The following is a 17,976-nucleotide window of genomic DNA, read 5'->3' as shown; positions in this document are numbered from 1 at the left end:
TTACAAGATGCTGCAATCACTCACGCCACTTGCAGTACGATCTTGCCGATATGATCGCCGCCCTCCATGCGGGCATGGGCCTGAGCCGCGTCAGCCAGCGGGTAAATTTTGTCGATGATCGGCAGGCAGCGCCCGGCGCTGAGGGCAGGCCAAACGTGTTCTTGCAGTTGATCGGCGATGGCGGCTTTCTCCGCAGCGGTACGCGCGCGTAGCAGCGAACCGGTGACCACCGCGCGTTTGCCGAGGATCGCCAGCAGATCGATGTCGTTGGCGCGGGCGCCGCCGAGGAAACCGAGCATCACCAGTCGGCCGTCCATCGCCAGTGCGCTGATGTTACCGTTCAGATACGAGCCACCCATGATGTCGAGAATCACGTGCACGCCTTGATCTGCGGTCTTCTCGGCAATGACCTTGGCAAAATCTTCTTCCCGATAGTTGATCGGCTGCCCGCCAAGTTTGCTGATTGCGGCGCATTTTTCAGGACTGCCGGCGGTCGCGAACGCCTCAATACCGAATTCACGGCAGAGCATCAGCGCGGTGGTACCGATGCCGCTGGTGCCGCCGTGAATCAGCACGCGCTGGCCGGCCTTGGCACCGCCGAGGCCAAACAGGTTGGCCCAGACGGTGAAAAACGTTTCCGGAATCGCGGCGGCCTGGACCCAATCGACTCCATCCGGCACAGGCAAAGTCTGGCCGGCTGGTACCGCGCAATACTCCGCGTAGCCGCCGCCATTGGTCAGTGCGCAGACTCGATCACCGACCGCGAACCGCGTTACTCCGGGACCCAGTGCAACCACTTCGCCAGCCACTTCCAGGCCGGGAATCGGGTCCATCCCGGGTTTCATCGGATATTTGCCGGCGCGCTGCAAGGCATCCGGACGATTGATGCCGGCAGCGTGAACGCGGATAAGCACTTGGCCTTCGGCAACGGTCGGCAGAGGCACGCGCCTGGCTTGCAATACTTCAGGGCCGCCGGGTTCGGTGATTTCAATACGGGTCATTTCGTTGGGCAGTGACATTGTCGATTCCTGTGAAAAAGGTCGTGTAGATGGGAGCGCTGGCAGCGCGCAATGATTCCCTTCAGTTCGCCGCGCAACGGGGTTCAGTTGTAGAGGGCAGCCAGCGCATGGCTTGCTCCAGCAGTAGAGCGACGACGATCGCGCCAGCGGCGATCACAAACAGCAGCGTGTGCTGGCCGCCCGAGGCATTGAACAATGCCGAATAGGCAAACCCGGCCAGCGCCTGAAAGGTTGCGAATGACACAGTGGCGCGGCTCCAGGCGATCTGCTGACGGTGATGCGACGGCACCAGTTCATGCACCCTGGCCAAGGCCAGCGGCACGATGCCCGGCGGGAACGAGCCGAGAATCACCGCCAGTAAAGCCAGCGCCAGAAATGAATGGGAGACGGCCAGCAAACCGAGGGCGATGGCTTGCACTACCAACACCAGTCGAATACCAGTACGGGCGCCAAGCTGGTCAGCCAGAAACCCGTAAGTCACCGGCCCTACAATCGCCCCCAGGCCATACATGACCCAGACCATTGCGCCGATATGCGCCCCGGCACCCAATCCGCGCGCTACGTAATCCACCAGAAACACCATTGCAGGCACCAGCCCGGCGGCCATGAACGCGTATTGAGCGAATAACAGGTAAACGCCCGACGGTGTTGGCTCATCAGCCGACGTTGCGTGCGCAGCCACGGCATGCGTGGTATCCGCAGGCCAGCCGAACCAGCTCACCGCGGTCAGCAACAACGCCAGCGCGCCCAGTCCCAGCCATGTTGCCTGCAAGCCAAGAGTCAGCAGTGGCGGCACGATGGTGCCGGAGCCGGCAATCCCCAGGCCGATGCCGAGGAAGATTGCGCCACTGGCCAAGCCTCTGCGAGCAGCCGGAACGTGAGGCAGCACGGTTGCCGCCACCAGCACCATGATCGCGCCACCAGCAATCCCGGACAGCAAACGCCAGCCGAAGAACCAGCTTACCGACAGCGGATAAGCACAGGCAAAAAATGCCGCCGTGACCGCCAGCATCATCAGGCGCAAGGCGTTGCGGTTGCCTGTTCGGTGAGCCATGGGCCGACCGAGCAGGGCGCCGATCAAGTAGCCGACCAGATTGGCCGCGCCGAGGTAGACGACATCATTGGCCGAAAACCACTGCGCCTGAATCAGAGAAGGGATCAATGGCGTGTAAGCGAAACGCGCCAGACCAATGCTGACCAGACTGGCGCAAAGTCCGGCGAAGATCGGCAGCCAGATGCCGGTAGAGTTTGCAGTACGCATGATCGCGATCTCACAAGAGGTGTATGGCGCTCAGCTTATCGGCTATCGTTGCTGCGCATATGCAGCGATTAAGCGGCACAATGATGCAAAAATGCTTCAAAGAGGATCCGTATGAATTGGGATGATGCGCGAGTGTTTCTGGCGGTCTGTCGCGAGTCGACATTGCGCGGGGCTGCGCGTGTTCTGGGCGTCGATCAGGCCACGGTCGGACGGCGCATTACTGCGCTGGAGAAGGCATTGAGCGCGACGCTGTTCCTGCGTACCTCCGACGGTTATGCGCTGACCGCCGTTGGTGAAGCGGCGCGTGAAAGTGTGGAAAAAATGGAGCATTCGGCGCTGGAACTGGAGCGACACATCCACGGGCTGGATGACCGTCTTACCGGTAACGTACGGGTCAGCACCACCGACTCGATGGCCATTGACTTCATCATTCCGGCGATGGCGCGCCTGCATGATCAACATCCAGATGTGCAGATCCAGCTGGATGCGTCGACGCAAATCCTCAGTTTGGCCAAGCGCGAGGCCGATATCGCGGTGCGCAATACCCGGCCGGATAACCCTGATCTGATCGCTCGACGGATCGCCCGTTGGCCTGTAGGACTTTTCGCTGCGCAGGCCTATGTCGATCGCCATGGAGAACCGCAGCCCGGCAGCGCGTTCGAGGGCCATGATCTGGTGGTCTATCAGCCGTACTTACAGAGCAAAAAAGACCTTACGCTGGTCTCTGAACCGTTGACCCGCGGACGCATCGTCGCCACGCTCAGCTCCAGCCTTCTAGTGCGTCGATCCCTTGCCGCCGGCCTCGGGGTAGGGGAGATTCCTGTGTACATGGGCGAACGCGACGGCCTGGTCAGACTCTGGCCGGAGCGGACCCGGCCGCTGCCGTATGAAGTGTGGCTGGTCACCCATGCCGACCTGCGTCACACCGCGCGGGTACGGGCGGTCATCGAGCAGATCGTTGAGGCCTTTGCGCTGGAAAACGAATAAGTGGTTCAGGGTTTTGCCCGAGGCTACAACTGCTGACGAAACAGCCTACGTCCGAGACAGAATGGGCCGGCTTGTTGTAGTCCGTGATGAGTTCTATTGTCACTACAGCTCGATGCAGACCTCAGTTACGCATCGAAACGAAGAGCCAGGGAAGGCCGCGTAGCCATAGAAAGGTGCCGAATTGAAAATCAGGGAAGTGAATCAATATGCGGTCACGGACAGATCGAATGCAGGGCGGGACAGGCAAACCATGAGCAGCATAAGTCGCGAAGAATTCGATGCCAGGATAGAGACCATCGAGACGAGGATGGACGGCCGCGTGGCAGAAATGCGCGCCGACATTCGCGGGTTCCTGGCTGCTCAGGCAGAGCGGGACAAGGCCCTGCAGGAGCGGGACAAGCGTTATGACGTGATGTGGATGGGCGTGCAGAAAATTGCCGACGAATCGCGGGAAGCGATCAGGCAGGCATCGACGGTAAAGGCCAATTACTGGGCGGCCACCACTGTGCATTTCCTCGGCGTGGCTTCCTCACTGGTTGGCGCACATTTCGCCAATCAGGCGGCGGTGTTGACCACCATACAGACCACGCTGGCAGCGATTCAGATTGGCAAAGAGGTATCGTCACCCAAACCTGTCGTACAGCCCTCAACAGTGCCGCCGCAATAAAAAACGGCCTTCATTGGAAGGCCGTTCTGCATCGCGCCAGATCATGGCATTTCCGGCAACTCCTGAGGGCGCAAGTCGAACACCAGCACTTCGGCATCGACCCCGTTGCTCAAAGTGAGCAGCTGTTCTTCACGAACCCGCACGCCGTCGCCTTCCTGCAAGGCTTGGCCATTGAGTTCGACGCTGCCACGCGCAACGTGGACGTAGGCGTAACGATTGGCCGGCAATTTCAGCGTGGCACTCTCGTTGCCGTCGAATAATCCGGCATAGACCCGCGCATCCTGACGGACTTTCAGAGAACCGTTGCTACCGTCCGGCGAGATGATCAGTTGCAGGCGACCACGTTTTTTCTGCGCGCTGAAGTGTTCCTGTTGATAGCGCGGCTTGGCGCCACTGACATCCGGCACGATCCAGATTTGCAGAAAGTGCACGGGCTTGGTGGCCGAGTGGTTGAACTCGCTGTGCGCCACCCCGCTGCCGGCACTTATCAATTGCACGTCGCCGGGACGGATCACCGAGCCAGTGCCGAGGGTGTCCTTGTGTTCCAGCGCGCCTTCGAGCACATAGGAAAAGATCTCCATGTCGCGGTGCGGGTGCTGGCCAAAACCTTTGCCGGCGGCGACCCGGTCATCGTTGATCACCAGCAGATCGGAGAAACCCTGTTCACGCGGGTTGCGGTAGCTGGCGAAAGAAAAGGTGTGAAACGACTTCAACCAGCCGTGATTGGCGAGGCCGCGATCGGAGGCTTTGCGAAGAGTCAGCATGATGAAATCTCCTGGCTGGACGTGAATTCGTCCGAGTGAGGAGAAGGTTACTGGTTACCTTGGGAGGCAATAAGTAGATGGAAATTGAAAGACTGTCCGGCTCAGGTTGACAGTTTTGCGTTATGGTTCACGTATTCGATTACGCTCATCACGACTCAGTTGGCCATAATGTCCCGGCTGTAACGTGCGTCTTGACCCTTGAATATGTGTGATGCCTCCCATGAAAACCGTGGCAATGGTGCTGTTCCCCGACTTTCTGATGCTCGACATGGCCGGGCCGCTGGAAGTGTTTTCAGTCGCCAACCGTTATCTGAAACCTGATTTGCACTATCAACTGACGACACTAGGGACGGAGCGCGGCTTGCTCAAGGCTTCCAATGGGGTACAGGTTCAGGCTGATCTGCACATCGACGAAGCGGCGGAGCGCTATGACCTGTTATTGGTGCCCGGCGGCCCCGGCGCCTATAACCAGAGATTTCCCGAGCTGTTTGGCTGGTTGAAAAAAGCCGTGCCGCGCGCGGAGCGTTACGGTTCGATTTGTACCGGCGCATTCATCCTCGGCCATGCCTGCCTGCTTGATGGTTATCGCGTCACCACGCACTGGAACTACACCGAGCGCCTGATCAAGGCTTTCCCGAAAACCACGGTGACCACCGACCAGATCTACGTTGAGGATCGCAATCTCATCACTTCGGGGGGCGTGACCGCTGGCATCGATCTGGCGCTGGCGGTGGTGGCCAGGGATCACGGCAAGAAAATCGCCCAGGACGTCGCCAAGGTCTTGTTGGTGGTCATGAAGCGCCAGGGCGGGCAAGCGCAGTTCAGCCCGTTGATGGCGGCAGTCTCACCGCAAGAAACGCCCATCACCCGCGCGCAGAATTACGTACTTGAACACTTGGATGAGCCCTTCACAGTGGAGCGCATGGCCGGATTGGCCAATATGAGCGGACGGCACTTTGCTCGCCTGTTCGCCCGTGACGTCAACATGACTCCCATGGAGTTTCTGCAGAATGCCCGCATTGACTGCGCGCGAAACCTGTTGGAAACCAGCGATCTGCCGCTCAAGACCATCGCCTACAAAAGCGGCTTCGGCAGCGTCCGGCACATGCGCTCGCTGTTCGCCGAAAAGCTCGGTCTTACGCCGTTACAATACCGCGAACAGTTCAGCTAGAGCGGTTCTGTCCGTCTGACGCAGTCGGATGTCCGTGCTGCGTCGGCTCCGGCGGTTGTATCGTCACGCAACAGTGCCAAGATGTTTGGCATGAATAATCACAACGACACAAGCCAAGGTTCGGTGCTGCGTTTTGGCCCCTACGCCTTTCATGTGCGCCAGCGTCTGGTCCTTGCAGGGGAGCAGCCGCTACGCATGGGCGGGCGCGCCATGGACATTCTGCAGGTGCTGCTCGAACACGCGGGCGAGGTAGTCAGCAAAGAGCAGTTGATTGCTCGTGTGTGGCCGACATCGATCGTTGAAGAGATCAACCTGCGGGTGCACATCGCGGCGTTGCGCCGCGCACTGGGCGACGGCACCAACGGCCAGCGTTACATCATTCACGTGGCGCAGTGCGGCTACAGTTTTGTCGCCCCGGTGGAGCAGGGCACAAGTGATGCGCTGCACATGCCCGCTGCCGCCCTCACGCCACTGCACAATCTTCCGGCACGACTGACGCCAGTCAGTGGGCGCGACGCCCTGATCGGTAGTCTGGTTCGACAAATGCCGGTGTGCCGCTTGATGACCATTACCGGTGCGCCGGGTGTTGGCAAAACCACTGTGGCACTGCGCGTGGCGGAGTTGCTGCTGCAATACTTTCGTGATGGCGCCTGGTGGGTCGACCTTGCCATGCTCGAAGATGACAAACCCTTGCTCGACCACCTGTTGCACGCCCTGAATACAGACTTTTTCACACTGTCCGGTCGGCACGCCTTGTTGGTGCTGGATAACTGCGATCACCGGCGCGACAGTTGCGCGACTCTGGTAGAGACCCTGTTGCATGCCGCGCCTCGCCTGTCGATTCTGGTCACCGGCCGCGAAGCCTTGCACATTCCACAGGAAGCCGTTCATTACGTGCCGCTGCTGGCGATTCCCAAGCGCTCTACATTGAACTCCGTCGAGGAAGCCATGGGCTATCCGGCGGTGCAGTTGTTCGTCAATCGCGCGCGAGCGCGGCAACAGGGCTTCAGTTTGCGTCAACAGGATTTGTCAGGCGTGCGCGAGATCTGCCGTCAACTGGACGGTCTGCCGCTGGCGATCGAGCTCGCCGCTGCGCAGATCGACGCGCTGGGCTTGATCGGTTTACAGGCACAGGTTGAAAACGGTCTGCAGTTGCTTGGCCAAGGACGGCGCACCGCGGAGCCGCGCCATCAGTCGATGGCTGCTGCGATCGATTGGAGCTTCCAGTACCTGACGGAAATGGAACAGCGTGTTCTGCTGCGTCTGTCGGTGTTCAGCACGGGCTTTACTCTGGAGGCTGCACTTAGCGTGATCAGCAGCGTGGATCTGGCGGGATCCAGGTTGAGCGCAATTATCGAAGGGTTGGCGCGCAAGTCGTTGCTCATTCAAGAACCCAACCGGGCAACGGCGCGCTATTGGATGCTCAACACCGTGCGCCGCTATGCCCGTGATCGCTTTGAGCGCAGCGACGACAGGCTCGAACTGCAACAGCGTCATGCGCGCTATCTCAGCCACACGCGCAATGCGTCAGGCCGGACACTGTTCGCGCAGGCTGTCGAGTAGCAGGCGGACCTTGCGCAAGTCCGGTGTGGCGTAGCCTTCGGTGAAGTGCTGGTAGAGGGGGCTGAGCAAATCCAAAGCTTCGCGATGGCGGGACTGGCGTTGCCATAACTGAGCAAGGTCCGTGGCGCTGCGCAGTTCCCAGGCCAACGCGCCTTGGCTTCTGGCGATGGTCAGCGCTTGTTGCAGGATTTGTTCGGCTTCTCGAGTTTCAGCGGTGTCTGAACGGGCCGATTCGCGAGCAGGCTCGCTCCCACAGGAAACAGAGCACAACTCGGAATTTGCGCCCGACACCGACCCCTTGTGGGAGCGAGCCTGCTCGCGAAGGGGCCACTCTGAACCCTTCACTAATGCCGCCGCCCGTGCCCGCAATATCTCCGCTGCACTCCAGCCCGCATCCCCGGTGCGCGCGCGCTCCACCAGTGCCTCATCGACAAAACGCTCATCCAGCGTAACCATCACTTCCCGGATCAGACCGCTGCTCTGCGTCGATATCGGCGCGGCATTATCCGGATCGATCACCTGCGCGTAGTGCCGCGCCCAATTATTGAACAGCAGCACCGAATGCTTCTGCGACTGCTCCAGCAACAATTGCAGGAGCGCGCGGGCGTTAGCGGCGTCGCCGTTGTAATGGGCGATCAGACAACTGGCCAGCGCCAGGGTGTAGCAGATCGATGTGCCGTGATTGATCTGCACGGCAATATCCAGCGCCTGCCGTGCCGCGCGCCATGCCTGTTCTGGCAGACCCTGCAGCCATAGCACGCGGGCCAGTACCGTCAGCGAAGCGACGCTCTGGTCGTACTGCACGCCAAAGCCATGGGTGAAACGATTGAGATGGCCGCTGTGGGCCATGCGTTGCAGCACTTGCTCGGCATGTACGCGGGCCTGCGGTTGGTCGCCGGCGTAATGCAGGGCCAGCACGCGCAAGCGATGCGTGCTCAGCGACAGCAATGGCTCGCCGTGCACGCCGATGCGATCAAATTGCTCACTCTGCGCCAGCGCCATGCGGTAATGCCCGCAACTCAGATTGACCGCCATATGCCCCGATATCGCACGCAGTTGCCCGGCCAAGTCACCGTGTTCTTCGGCCAAGCGGCAGGCGTCGATGAAGGCCTGGATGGTTTGTGGCGTGCCGCCCCAGGTGTGATAGCTGGCGCTGCCGAGCGCCAGTTTCAAGGCGATTTGCAGGCGAGGGCAGGGCGGCAGGAGCGAGCCTGCTGGCGAAGCCTCCAGCAGACTCAGTGCCCGGCGCACGTAGCGGCTGTAATCGCGCAGCAACGACAGCTCCTGCCACAACGGTGCCGACGCGGCTGCCAGTTGCACGCCCAGCTCATCCGGTCCCGGCCCGTCGAGGCTCCAGTCCAGCGCCGCGCGCAAATCCTCCAGCCCCCTAGCATAGCGCTCCATCCACAATACAGTTGGAGTATTGTCCCAATCCGCCTGCGCCTGCTGCATCAGTGTCAGGCAGCGCTCGGCGTGGCGTTGGCGGGTTGCGCTGAGCTCGTTGGCCTGTTCGAGTTTTTCCAGTGCGTAGTGGCGCGTGGTGTCGAGCAACCGGTAGAAAACATCTTCGTCGCCCACTTCGACGCTCAGCAGGGATTTGGCCACCAGTTGCGTGACAGCGGTGAACACCGCGCCGGGGTCGATCTGTTGGCCGATGACCACCGCTGCCGCCGAGGCGAGGGTGAAGCTGCCACGGAAAATTCCCAGTCGCCGCAGACAGGTTTGCTCGCAGGCGTTGAGCAGGTTGAAGCTCCAGTCCATCGTTGCGCGCAGGGTCAGGTGGCGCTCGGCGCTGCTGTGGTGTCCGGCCGACAATGGCGGCAAACCCTCGCGCAATTGCTTGAGCAATCCGTCCATGCCCAATTCGCTGACCTGTGCGGCGGCCAGTTCCAGCGCCAGCGGAATGCCGTCCAGGCGCTGGCAGATTTCGATCGCCTGCGGTAGCTCGGCGCCACTCAGTTGAAAGCTTTCCCGCGCCGCGGTGGCGCGCTCGACAAACAGTTGCAGCGCAGCAAAGCCCAGCGCCTGAGCCGGCTCCATCGGCGTCGACATTGACGGGCATTCGAGCGATTCCAGACGCTGCACGAACTCGCCCTCCGCGCGCAGGCTCTCGCGGCTGGTGGCGAGGATATGCACCTTTGGCGCTCCCCGCAGAATCTGCTCGCTGAGCGACGCGACCGCATCGATCAAGTGCTCGCAGTTGTCGATCACCAACAACATTTGCCGTTCTCGCAGGCCGTCGACCAGACCAGCCTGCGCATCGCCTTCTGGCGCGGACAGATCAAGCAGCGTCGCCAGATGCGAGCCGATCAGCGCGGGATCGGCGATGGGCGCCAAGTCCACCAGGCGGATGCCGTCGCGATACTGGTCGAGCAATTGTTCGGCGACGCGCAGGGCGACGGTGGTCTTGCCAATGCCGCCGGGACCGACCAGAGTGATGCAGCGTCGGCGCGGCAGTTGCGCGATCAGGTGATCGATCACGGGCTGGCGCCCAATCATCCGCGTACGACGCAGCGGCAGGTTGTGTCTGGCGACGGGCATCGCCGGTTTTTGTTCGATGCTGTCGAGCACGATCGGTGCGACAAAACTGTAGCCGCGCTGCGCCACGGTGACGATGTAGCGCTGGCCGTTCTGCCCGTCGCCAAGCGCTTTGCGCAGGGCCGCCATGTGCACGCGCAGATTGATGTCTTCGACGACGCTGTCTGGCCAGACGCCGGCCATCAATTGCTGTTTGCTCACCACTTCACCGGCGTGGGCCAGCAAAATCAGGAGGATATCCATCGCCCGCCGTCCCAGGCGCAGAGGCTGTTGGCCTTCAATTAGCAGTCGTTGCCCGGGATGAATCCGATAGGGGCCAAACGCAATGGCCTGATTCGGGGAGAAACTCAACAGCGCGCTCCTGCGGTGATGCGGCGGACAGGGCGAATCAGTCCCTGGCGCATGCGCAGGCCTTCTGATCCGGGGTGTCCGGGCATAATCCTCAGGTTTGAGCATCAGTGCAACGGGTGGCGTAACGGCAGCAGTCAAAACACCGCAGGCTGTGCTGCGGTGTTTTTCGGTTTATCCATGACTCGACAGCGCCAGGCGAAGGGATTGATGCCCTCGCTGCGGGTGAACATGTGGCAGAAGTGCGCCTGATCGCAGAAGCCGCATTCCAGGCTGATTTGCGTGAGGCTGAGGTCGGTGTGCTGGATCAGCAACTTGGCCCGGGCCAGGCGCTGGGCGCGGATCCAGTCCTGTGGCGACAGGCCGGTGCTGCACTTGAATGCGCGGGAGAAATGACTGCGTGACAGTGAGCAGGCACGGGCCAGTTCCGCCACTTCCAGGCTTTCGCCCAGTCGATCGAGGATCAACTGTTTGATCTGGCGTTCGCGCTGCGGACTGAGTCCGCCAGTCGTGTTTTTCCGCGGTTCGCAGGCAGGGGCGAGGGCGACGGTTTGCTGTAGATAAGCCATGGCCAAGGTCCGTGTCGGTGGGGAAGGCACGGTCGGCGCATTCCCTCAGGTCAAAAAAGCAACGCTGCGCAGAGAGCTTCATTGTTGGGCGAGGGCGTGAGGCTGACGAGTTAATCGTTGTTAATTTCCTCGCTCAGGCTGGAACTCAGCACATCCTTGCAAGTCAGCGCCCGGTGCTTTGCGCGACGATGTCGACAAAGCACGGCCGCCGTTGGCTAGGTTCAAAGGGGAATGCAATGAAAGGCTTGGTGAAAGCAGCAACGACCCTGGCGGTCATGCTGGCAATGTCCGGCGCCATGGCGCAGGCACCGCAGGTGGGCACTCAGGCGCCGGGTTATTTCCGCTTGGCGGTGGGCGATTACGAAGTCACCGCGTTGTTCGACGGTTACAACGATTTGTCGCCGAAGTTGTTGCAGGGCATGAGCCAGAGTCAGATTCGCGCGCTGCTCGCACGCCGTTCGATTGAAACCCCGGGCGTGCAGACGGCGTTCAATGCCTTTCTGGTCAACACCGGCACACAACTGATTCTGGTCGACACCGGCGCAGGGCAGTGCATCGGCGCCACCGCAGGCCAACTCTCGGCCAACATGCAGGCCGCCGGTTACAAGCCCGAGCAGGTCGACACGATTCTGCTGACCCACCTGCACCTTGATCACGTCTGTGGTCTGGTCGATGCAGAGAAGAAGCCGCTGTTCGCCAATGCCACCGTCTATGCGGCCAAGGCAGAGGCCGATTACTGGCTTGATCCGGCAGCATTGGCCAAGGCTCCGGCCGGCGCCAAAGAGTTTTTCAAGATAGCCCAGGACTCTACGACGCCCTATGTTGCCGCTGGCCGCTTCAAGACGTTCGCCGCCGGGCAGTCGCCATTGCCGGGACTGGTCGAAGCAACCCTCGAAGCCGGGCATACGCCGGGCAGCACCACGTACCGCCTCACCTCGCAGCAGCAGAGCATCGTGTTCATGGGCGATCTGGTGCACAACCTCGCGGTGCAGTTCTTGCACCCGGAAGTCTCGATCGGTTTCGACGTCAACAGTCAGCAAGCGATCGCCAGTCGGCAGGCAGTGTTCAGTGCTGCGGCAGCGAGCAAGACCTGGGTGACGGCAGCGCATCTGCCGTTCCCGGGCATCGGCCACATCGCCGCCGAGGGCAAACATTTCCAGTGGGTGCCGGTGGAATACGGCCCTTACAAACGCGCGGCGAAAGTGCCGTTGATCGAGTAAAGTGCCCAGCGCCAGTGGCAAAAAGCGTCTGACACCGATAAGGAAACCACGCCCATGAACCGTAACGATCTGCGCCGCGTCGACATGAACCTGCTGGTGATTTTCGAAGCGTTGATGTTCGAAAAGAACCTGACCCGCGTTGCCGAAAAACTGTTCATGGGCCAACCGGCGGTCAGTGCTGCGCTGGGGCGCTTGCGTGATCTGTTCGACGATCCGTTGCTGCTGCGCAACGGTCGCGGTATGGAACCGACGGCGCGGGCGCTGGCGATCCTCAAGGAGCTGCAACCGGCGATGGACGTGATTTCCGGTGCAGTCAGCCGCGCCAAGGAATTCGAACCGGCGAGCAGTTGCGATGTGTTTCGCATCGGACTGTCGGACGACGCCGAGTTCGGTCTGTTTCCGCCGCTGTTGCGCCAGCTTCAGCAGGAGGCGCCGGGGATTGTCGTGGTGGTACGCCGCGCCAACTACCTGTTGATGCCGGCGCTGTTGGCCTCTGGCGAAATCTCCGTGGGCGTCAGCTACACCACGGATCTGCCGGCCAATGCCAAGCGCAAGAAGCTGCGTGATATTCCCTGCAAAGTGCTGCGCGGCGACGACCGTCCGGGGCCGCTGACGCTGGACGAATATTGCGCGCGTCCGCATGCAATGGTGTCGTTCTCCGGTGATCTGAGCGGCAATATCGACCTGGATCTGGCCAAGATCGGCCGCTGCCGCCGGGTAGTTCTTGGTGTGCCGCAGTTCAGCGGCTTGCGCGCCTTGCTCGCCGGTACCGAGATGATCGCCACGGTGCCGGATTACGCCGCCTGTGCCTTGGTCGAAGGCTGCGCCCTGCGTGCCGAAGACCCGCCATTCCCGATCGATGCCGCGCAATTGTCCATGGCGTGGAGCGGGGTGCACGACAACGACCCGGCAGAGAAATGGCTGCGCTCGCGCATTAGCCAGTTCATGTCGGCGCCGCTGGATATTCCTGTGGCGTAAACAACCGCTCGTCTGAAAGGCGGCTTAACCTGTTAGTTCTGACAGTGGCGCATTTTTGTCTTCCGATGTCTGATGGCTGAAGCCCCGAAGGCTAGCCCTCAAAGGACATGAACATGGACACGTTGATTCCTGCACTTGACAGTGACCACTTGCCGCCACCCTCGATCAAGGAAAGTCGCCCGGACGGTTTGCTGGATCCGCATGCTGCTCGATCTAACCTGACGGTGGGCGTGGACTTTCCCTGGCAGAAAGGAGACGTCATTACTATTGAGTGCGCTGGTACGCCAGGCCTCGGGTCTTACCTGTCTCCGCAGATACCGATCGGAGGGTTTGCACGGCCCTTTCAGACCCACATTGATAACCTCCTGATCGCCTTCAACTTCAACCGAACGGTCAGCTTCACTTATACCCTTTATCGTGGCACCGAGACGCCCGTTGTTTCAGAGCCTCTAGCGCTGTTCATAACCCGTATCAATCAACTGGATCTACCACGTCCGTTCATCCGCCAGGCCGAAGACGACGGGCAGGGACGCGAGCTGAAAGTCATTGATCTGGTCGACTTCACCTTGCGTATCAATGCGTGGCTGCTGGGCAGGCGCGGCAACCCCTTCTGGCTAAGGCTCAAGGGCACAAATGCCGATGGCAGCGATTTCGAGGCGCCTTATTGGCGAACACCGGAAAATAAGGTCGATGACGAATTCAACCGCTATGGTTTTTTCGAACAGAACTTTCCCGCCGCACCACTGCAAGGATTGGCAAACCGCAGCGTGCTGACGCTGGAGTTCATGGCCGGCCTGCAGGGCAGCGAGGAGCTATCCCTTGCCGAACCCTTTGCCCATCGTAACTACATCGTCCTCACAGAATCGTCCGATGCGCCGCAAATATTGTCGGTACGCGATCAGGACGGAGAAGTACCCGATGGCGCGGATACCCGTTACACCCGTGTCACTCTAAGCGGCAGTGCCCCTGGCGCAATCGATGTGTTCGATGGTCCTGTTCGCATCGACACGGTCGATCCTGTCGCCGGTAACTGGACGTACAACACGGCTGACCTGGACGCGGGATCTCATGCATTTACGGTCCGGTTGGCAGATGGAACCGGAAGTGCCTCAAGTCCGAGGCGAATCAATGTCGTGCTGTCAAACCTGACGCTGATGATTGCCGAGGCTCCCGACAACATCACCCTTGATCCGCTGAGAGCAGTCGCGACTTTCACAGCGGTGGTCAATGACGACTTGCTGCCCACTGACATGGTTTTCGTGACGGTAACAGCTGCTGAGGGCACGCCCGCTGCGGGCTCACACAGCACCACGCCGATTGCGGCCGGCACTGCGCGTCCGATCCGCACGGTGCTGCCTGTATCGCTGGTGGCATTCAGCATCGGAAAAATAATGAATGTTACTTTTTCGTACATAAGAGGCAGTGCTGATCCGGTGACCTCAAGACCCTTGCGTCTCAACGTGCTGCCAATTGCACTGGAACATCTTGTAGCGCCGGTGATTACTCAGGCCAATGGTGACATTCTTGATCTGAAAGACGTACAAGCGGGGGGGAGTCTGCAGTTTGGAGTCTGGCCGCACATTTCCCGGAGTCAGCGAATCTCGCTCTATCTGGAAGGGCAGAGCGCAACTGGCGCGCATAACCTGCGAATGTGGGTGGTGACTACGAATATGGTACATGCAGCATGGGTTACAAACGGCGGCTATGTGGCTTCTATCTCGGCAAATTATCTGCGGTTACTCAAAGATGGCAGCAAGCTTTCAATCCGGTTCATGGTCAATCTGGATCAGGTGCCGAACGAGGCTGCGGCAACGGTCTTTCAAACGCGGGAGTACACCATTCGCTCACTACCTTGAAACCGACGCCACCCGCCAGTCTCGATACCTGTAGCAACTGAGCACATTCATGCAATTTAACTGCGCCCGTCATTGGCATGCTTCCCGTCAATGACATTCAAAGGGTCGGGTCATGATTGCTACGAGGGATGAACAGGCGCGCGACATCGGGTTGCTGTTCCTGCGGGTCAGCAGCGGGTTGTTTCTGTTGTGGGTGCACGGCTTGCCCAAGTTGCTCGACTTCACCGCGCAGCTGCAACTGATCGAAGACCCGTTCCACCTCGGCGCCCACCTGACGCTGATCCTGGCGATCTTCGCCGAGGTCCTCTGCCCGTTGCTGATCGTCGCCGGTGTGCTGGCGCGTTTGGCCTGCCTGCCTATTCTCTTTGTACTGCTCGTGGCGCTGCTGGTCGTGCACCCGCAATGGAGTGTGGCCGAAGGGCAGTTCGGCTGGTTGCTGTTGATTCTTTTCACCACCGTATTGATCGCCGGGCCCGGACGGCTGGCGATTCCTGTTCGTTTGCCCGGAGTGCTGCGTTATGCCTGAAGTCCTCAATTCACAAGCACCGGGGGCCGATGAGACCGTCACGTTGATCATCAAACACTCGGTCAAGGCCGGTTTCGAATCGGCGTATGAAGCATGGCTGCGCAACATCGTGCGCGTTGCCGGGCAGCGCGAAGGGCATCTGGGGGTGGACGTGGTGCGCGGCAAGCGCGGGCGTCTGGATTTTTACACGTGCGTATTGCGCTTCAGCTCCACCGAAGCGATGCAGGGCTGGCTGGAATCCTCCGAGCGTCAGGCGCTGGTGGCTGAAGCCGCACCGATGCTGGCCGACGGCGATCAGACCGAAGTCGCGCCGGTCAATGAGTTCTGGTTCACACCGCTGGCCGAAGCCGGCTCGCCACCGCCGCGCTGGAAGCAGGCCGTAGTCACGCTGTTGGTGATTCTGCCGCACACCTTGCTGGTGCCGCTGATCTGGGGCCCGCTGCTGGCGCTGCATCCGTTTCTGTCCAACTACGTGGTCGCCACGTTCCTGATCACCCTGACCATCGTCCTCTCGGTGGTCTACGTGGTGATGCCGCCGGTCACCCGTCTGTTCACCCCGTGGCTGGAAGCCAGTCAGGCCCATGAACACCTCGATTCCCAAGAAACCTCGCCGCGTTGAGCGGGGTTTGCTTCTTTTCACTTTCGCTTGAGGAACTGCGATGAGCGCCGATCTGATTTTATTCAATGGCCAGTTTCATACCGTAGACCGGGAAAAACCACTGGCCAGTGCGGTGGCGATCAAGGACGGCCGCTTCGTCGCCGTCGGTAACGATGCCGAGGCCATGGCCCTCAAAGGCAACGCCACACAAGTGGTCGACATGAAGGGCCGCTGCGTCATCCCTGGCCTCAACGACTCGCACTTGCACCTGATTCGCGGCGGTCTGAACTACAACCTCGAACTGCGCTGGGAAGGTGTGCCATCGCTCGCCGACGCGCTGCGTATGCTCAAGGACCAGGCCGATCGCACGCCGACCCCGCAGTGGGTGCGCGTGGTCGGTGGCTGGAACGAGTTCCAGTTCGCCGAAAAACGCATGCCGACCCTGGAAGAAATCAACCAGGCCGCGCCGGATACTCCGGTGTTCATCCTGCACCTCTACGACCGCGCGCTGCTCAACCGCGCCGCCCTGCGGGTGGCCGGTTACACCCGCGACACGCCAAACCCGCCGGGTGGCGAAATCGTGCGCGACAGCAACGGCAACCCGACCGGCATGCTGGTCGCGCGGCCGAACGCGATGATTCTCTACTCGACCCTGGCCAAAGGGCCGAAGCTGCCGCTGGAATATCAGGTCAACTCGACCCGCCAGTTCATGCGCGAACTCAATCGCCTCGGCCTGACCAGTGCGATCGACGCCGGCGGTGGTTTCCAGAACTATCCGGACGATTACCAAGTAATCGAACAACTGGCCAAAGACGACCAGTTGACCGTTCGCATCGCCTACAACCTGTTCACCCAGAAGCCGAAAGAAGAGCTGACCGATTTCCAGAACTGGACCGGCAGCGTCAAGTTGCATCAGGGCGACGACTACCTGCGCCACAACGGCGCCGGCGAAATGCTGGTGTTCTCCGCCGCCGACTTCGAAGACTTCCTCGAACCGCGTCCGGACCTGCCGCAAACCATGGAACAGGAACTCGAGCCGGTGGTGCGCCACTTGGTCGAACAGCGCTGGCCGTTCCGTCTGCACGCCACGTACAACGAATCGATCAGCCGTATGCTCGATGTGTTCGAGAAGGTCAACCGCGACATTCCGTTCAACGGTCTACCGTGGTTCTTCGACCACGCTGAAACCATCACCCCGCAAAACATCGAGCGCGTGAAGGCGCTAGGCGGCGGCATTGCGATTCAGGATCGCATGGCGTTCCAGGGTGAATACTTCGTCGATCGCTACGGCAAACAAGCTGCCGAAGCCACGCCACCGATCAAGCGCATGCTCGCCGAAGGCGTGCCGGTCGGCGCCGGTACCGACGCCACCCGCGTGTCCAGCTACAACCCGTGGACCTCGCTGTACTGGATGGTCAGCGGCCGCACCGTTGGCGGTCTGGCCCTCTACGAAGAAGGCTTGCCACGCAGCACCGCGCTGGAACTGTTCACCCACGGCAGCGCCTGGTTCTCCTCGGAGCAGGGCAAAAAAGGCCAGATCCGTGTCGGCCAACTGGCAGACCTCGCTGCACTGAGCGCGGACTTCTTCAGCGTTGAAGAAGAAGCGATCAAGTGGATCGAGTCGGTGATGACGGTGGTCGGCGGCAAGATTGTCTACGCCGCCGGCGACTTCGAAGACCTCGGCCCGCGCTCGATTCCGGTGCTGCCGGACTGGTCGCCGGTAGTCAAAGTCCCGGGCCATTGGCGCCCGAACTCGCCGTTGCAAGCGCAGGTTCACCAGTGCAGCGGGCCATGCGCCGTGCACACCCACAGCCATGAAAAAGCGCGGATGTCGAATGCGCCGGTCAGCGATTTCGCCGGTTTCTGGGGCGCGTTCGGCTGTTCCTGCTTCGCGTTCTGAGTTTGAAAAAA

Annotated in this window: 15 protein-coding genes; 10 read left to right on the top strand and 5 right to left on the bottom strand. The window is 60.7% G+C overall.

The window, feature by feature from the left end; genetic code table 11:
• Nucleotides 1-20: 20 nt before the first annotated feature.
• Nucleotides 21-1,019, bottom strand: a complete 999-nt coding sequence (locus tag J5M66_RS05165) for an NAD(P)H-quinone oxidoreductase (protein ID WP_207807340.1) — start codon at nucleotides 1,017-1,019, stop codon at nucleotides 21-23.
• Between the two features lie 61 nt (nucleotides 1,020-1,080).
• Nucleotides 1,081-2,280 carry a YbfB/YjiJ family MFS transporter gene (locus tag J5M66_RS05160; protein WP_024012420.1) on the bottom strand — a complete coding sequence of 400 codons (1,200 nt, stop codon included), beginning with the start codon at nucleotides 2,278-2,280 and terminating at the stop codon, nucleotides 1,081-1,083.
• Nucleotides 2,281-2,391: 111 nt separating this feature from the next.
• On the opposite strand from J5M66_RS05160, the gene J5M66_RS05155 reads away from it, so the two are divergent.
• Both J5M66_RS05155 and J5M66_RS05150 read left to right on the top strand, forming a co-directional pair.
• Nucleotides 2,392-3,267: a LysR family transcriptional regulator gene (locus J5M66_RS05155; protein ID WP_207807339.1), complete on the top strand. Its 876-nt coding sequence runs from the start codon at nucleotides 2,392-2,394 to the stop codon at nucleotides 3,265-3,267.
• Nucleotides 3,268-3,448: 181 nt separating this feature from the next.
• Nucleotides 3,449-3,934 (top strand): hypothetical protein, encoded by a 486-nt coding sequence (locus tag J5M66_RS05150; protein ID WP_243432885.1) that lies wholly within the window; start codon nucleotides 3,449-3,451, stop codon nucleotides 3,932-3,934.
• A 41-nt stretch (nucleotides 3,935-3,975) separates the two neighbouring features.
• Here J5M66_RS05150 and J5M66_RS05145 read toward each other — a convergent pair whose 3' ends face one another.
• Entirely contained in the window at nucleotides 3,976-4,698 is a 723-nt protein-coding gene (locus J5M66_RS05145) for a pirin family protein (RefSeq protein ID WP_207807338.1), read from the bottom strand.
• Between the two features lie 220 nt (nucleotides 4,699-4,918).
• Between J5M66_RS05145 and J5M66_RS05140 the strand changes: the two genes are divergently transcribed.
• Both J5M66_RS05140 and J5M66_RS05135 read left to right on the top strand, forming a co-directional pair.
• Complete coding sequence (locus J5M66_RS05140; RefSeq protein WP_207807337.1) at nucleotides 4,919-5,869, top strand: GlxA family transcriptional regulator; 951 nt, start codon at nucleotides 4,919-4,921, stop codon at nucleotides 5,867-5,869.
• A gap of 90 nt (nucleotides 5,870-5,959) precedes the next feature.
• A complete protein-coding gene (locus tag J5M66_RS05135) occupies nucleotides 5,960-7,432 on the top strand; it encodes a winged helix-turn-helix domain-containing protein (protein ID WP_207807336.1) in 1,473 nt (490 codons plus the stop codon).
• On the opposite strand, the gene J5M66_RS05130 is transcribed toward J5M66_RS05135, so the two are convergent.
• Nucleotides 7,397-10,321 (bottom strand): winged helix-turn-helix domain-containing protein, encoded by a 2,925-nt coding sequence (locus tag J5M66_RS05130; protein WP_207807335.1) that lies wholly within the window; start codon nucleotides 10,319-10,321, stop codon nucleotides 7,397-7,399. The genes J5M66_RS05135 and J5M66_RS05130 overlap by 36 nt on opposite strands.
• A gap of 134 nt (nucleotides 10,322-10,455) precedes the next feature.
• A complete protein-coding gene (locus J5M66_RS05125; protein ID WP_207807334.1) occupies nucleotides 10,456-10,887 on the bottom strand; it encodes an AraC family transcriptional regulator in 432 nt (143 codons plus the stop codon).
• A 236-nt stretch (nucleotides 10,888-11,123) separates the two neighbouring features.
• Between J5M66_RS05125 and J5M66_RS05120 the strand changes: the two genes are divergently transcribed.
• The 6 genes from J5M66_RS05120 to J5M66_RS05095 all read left to right on the top strand — a co-directional run bounded on the left by J5M66_RS05120 (nucleotide 11,124) and on the right by J5M66_RS05095 (nucleotide 17,965).
• On the top strand, nucleotides 11,124-12,107 hold the full coding sequence (locus J5M66_RS05120) for an MBL fold metallo-hydrolase (protein ID WP_130899487.1): 984 nt from the start codon (nucleotides 11,124-11,126) through the stop codon (nucleotides 12,105-12,107).
• Nucleotides 12,108-12,161: 54 nt separating this feature from the next.
• Nucleotides 12,162-13,085 carry a LysR family transcriptional regulator gene (locus J5M66_RS05115; protein WP_207807333.1) on the top strand — a complete coding sequence of 308 codons (924 nt, stop codon included), beginning with the start codon at nucleotides 12,162-12,164 and terminating at the stop codon, nucleotides 13,083-13,085.
• A 113-nt stretch (nucleotides 13,086-13,198) separates the two neighbouring features.
• Nucleotides 13,199-14,941 carry an Ig-like domain repeat protein gene (locus J5M66_RS05110; protein WP_207807332.1) on the top strand — a complete coding sequence of 581 codons (1,743 nt, stop codon included), beginning with the start codon at nucleotides 13,199-13,201 and terminating at the stop codon, nucleotides 14,939-14,941.
• Nucleotides 14,942-15,053: 112 nt separating this feature from the next.
• The gene (locus tag J5M66_RS05105; protein WP_136493985.1) at nucleotides 15,054-15,467 is read left to right on the top strand and encodes a DoxX family protein; all 414 of its coding nucleotides are present in this window, start codon (nucleotides 15,054-15,056) and stop codon (nucleotides 15,465-15,467) included.
• On the top strand, nucleotides 15,460-16,086 hold the full coding sequence (locus J5M66_RS05100) for an antibiotic biosynthesis monooxygenase (protein ID WP_016774079.1): 627 nt from the start codon (nucleotides 15,460-15,462) through the stop codon (nucleotides 16,084-16,086). The genes J5M66_RS05105 and J5M66_RS05100 overlap by 8 nt, the downstream gene beginning before the upstream one ends.
• A gap of 40 nt (nucleotides 16,087-16,126) precedes the next feature.
• The gene (locus J5M66_RS05095; RefSeq protein WP_073474275.1) at nucleotides 16,127-17,965 is read left to right on the top strand and encodes an amidohydrolase; all 1,839 of its coding nucleotides are present in this window, start codon (nucleotides 16,127-16,129) and stop codon (nucleotides 17,963-17,965) included.
• Nucleotides 17,966-17,976 lie beyond the last annotated feature (11 nt).

The organism is Pseudomonas sp. 67(2021), from assembly GCF_017491835.1.
Taxonomy (GTDB): domain Bacteria; phylum Pseudomonadota; class Gammaproteobacteria; order Pseudomonadales; family Pseudomonadaceae; genus Aquipseudomonas; species Aquipseudomonas atacamensis.
This window is presented reverse-complemented; position numbering and strand designations above follow the sequence as displayed.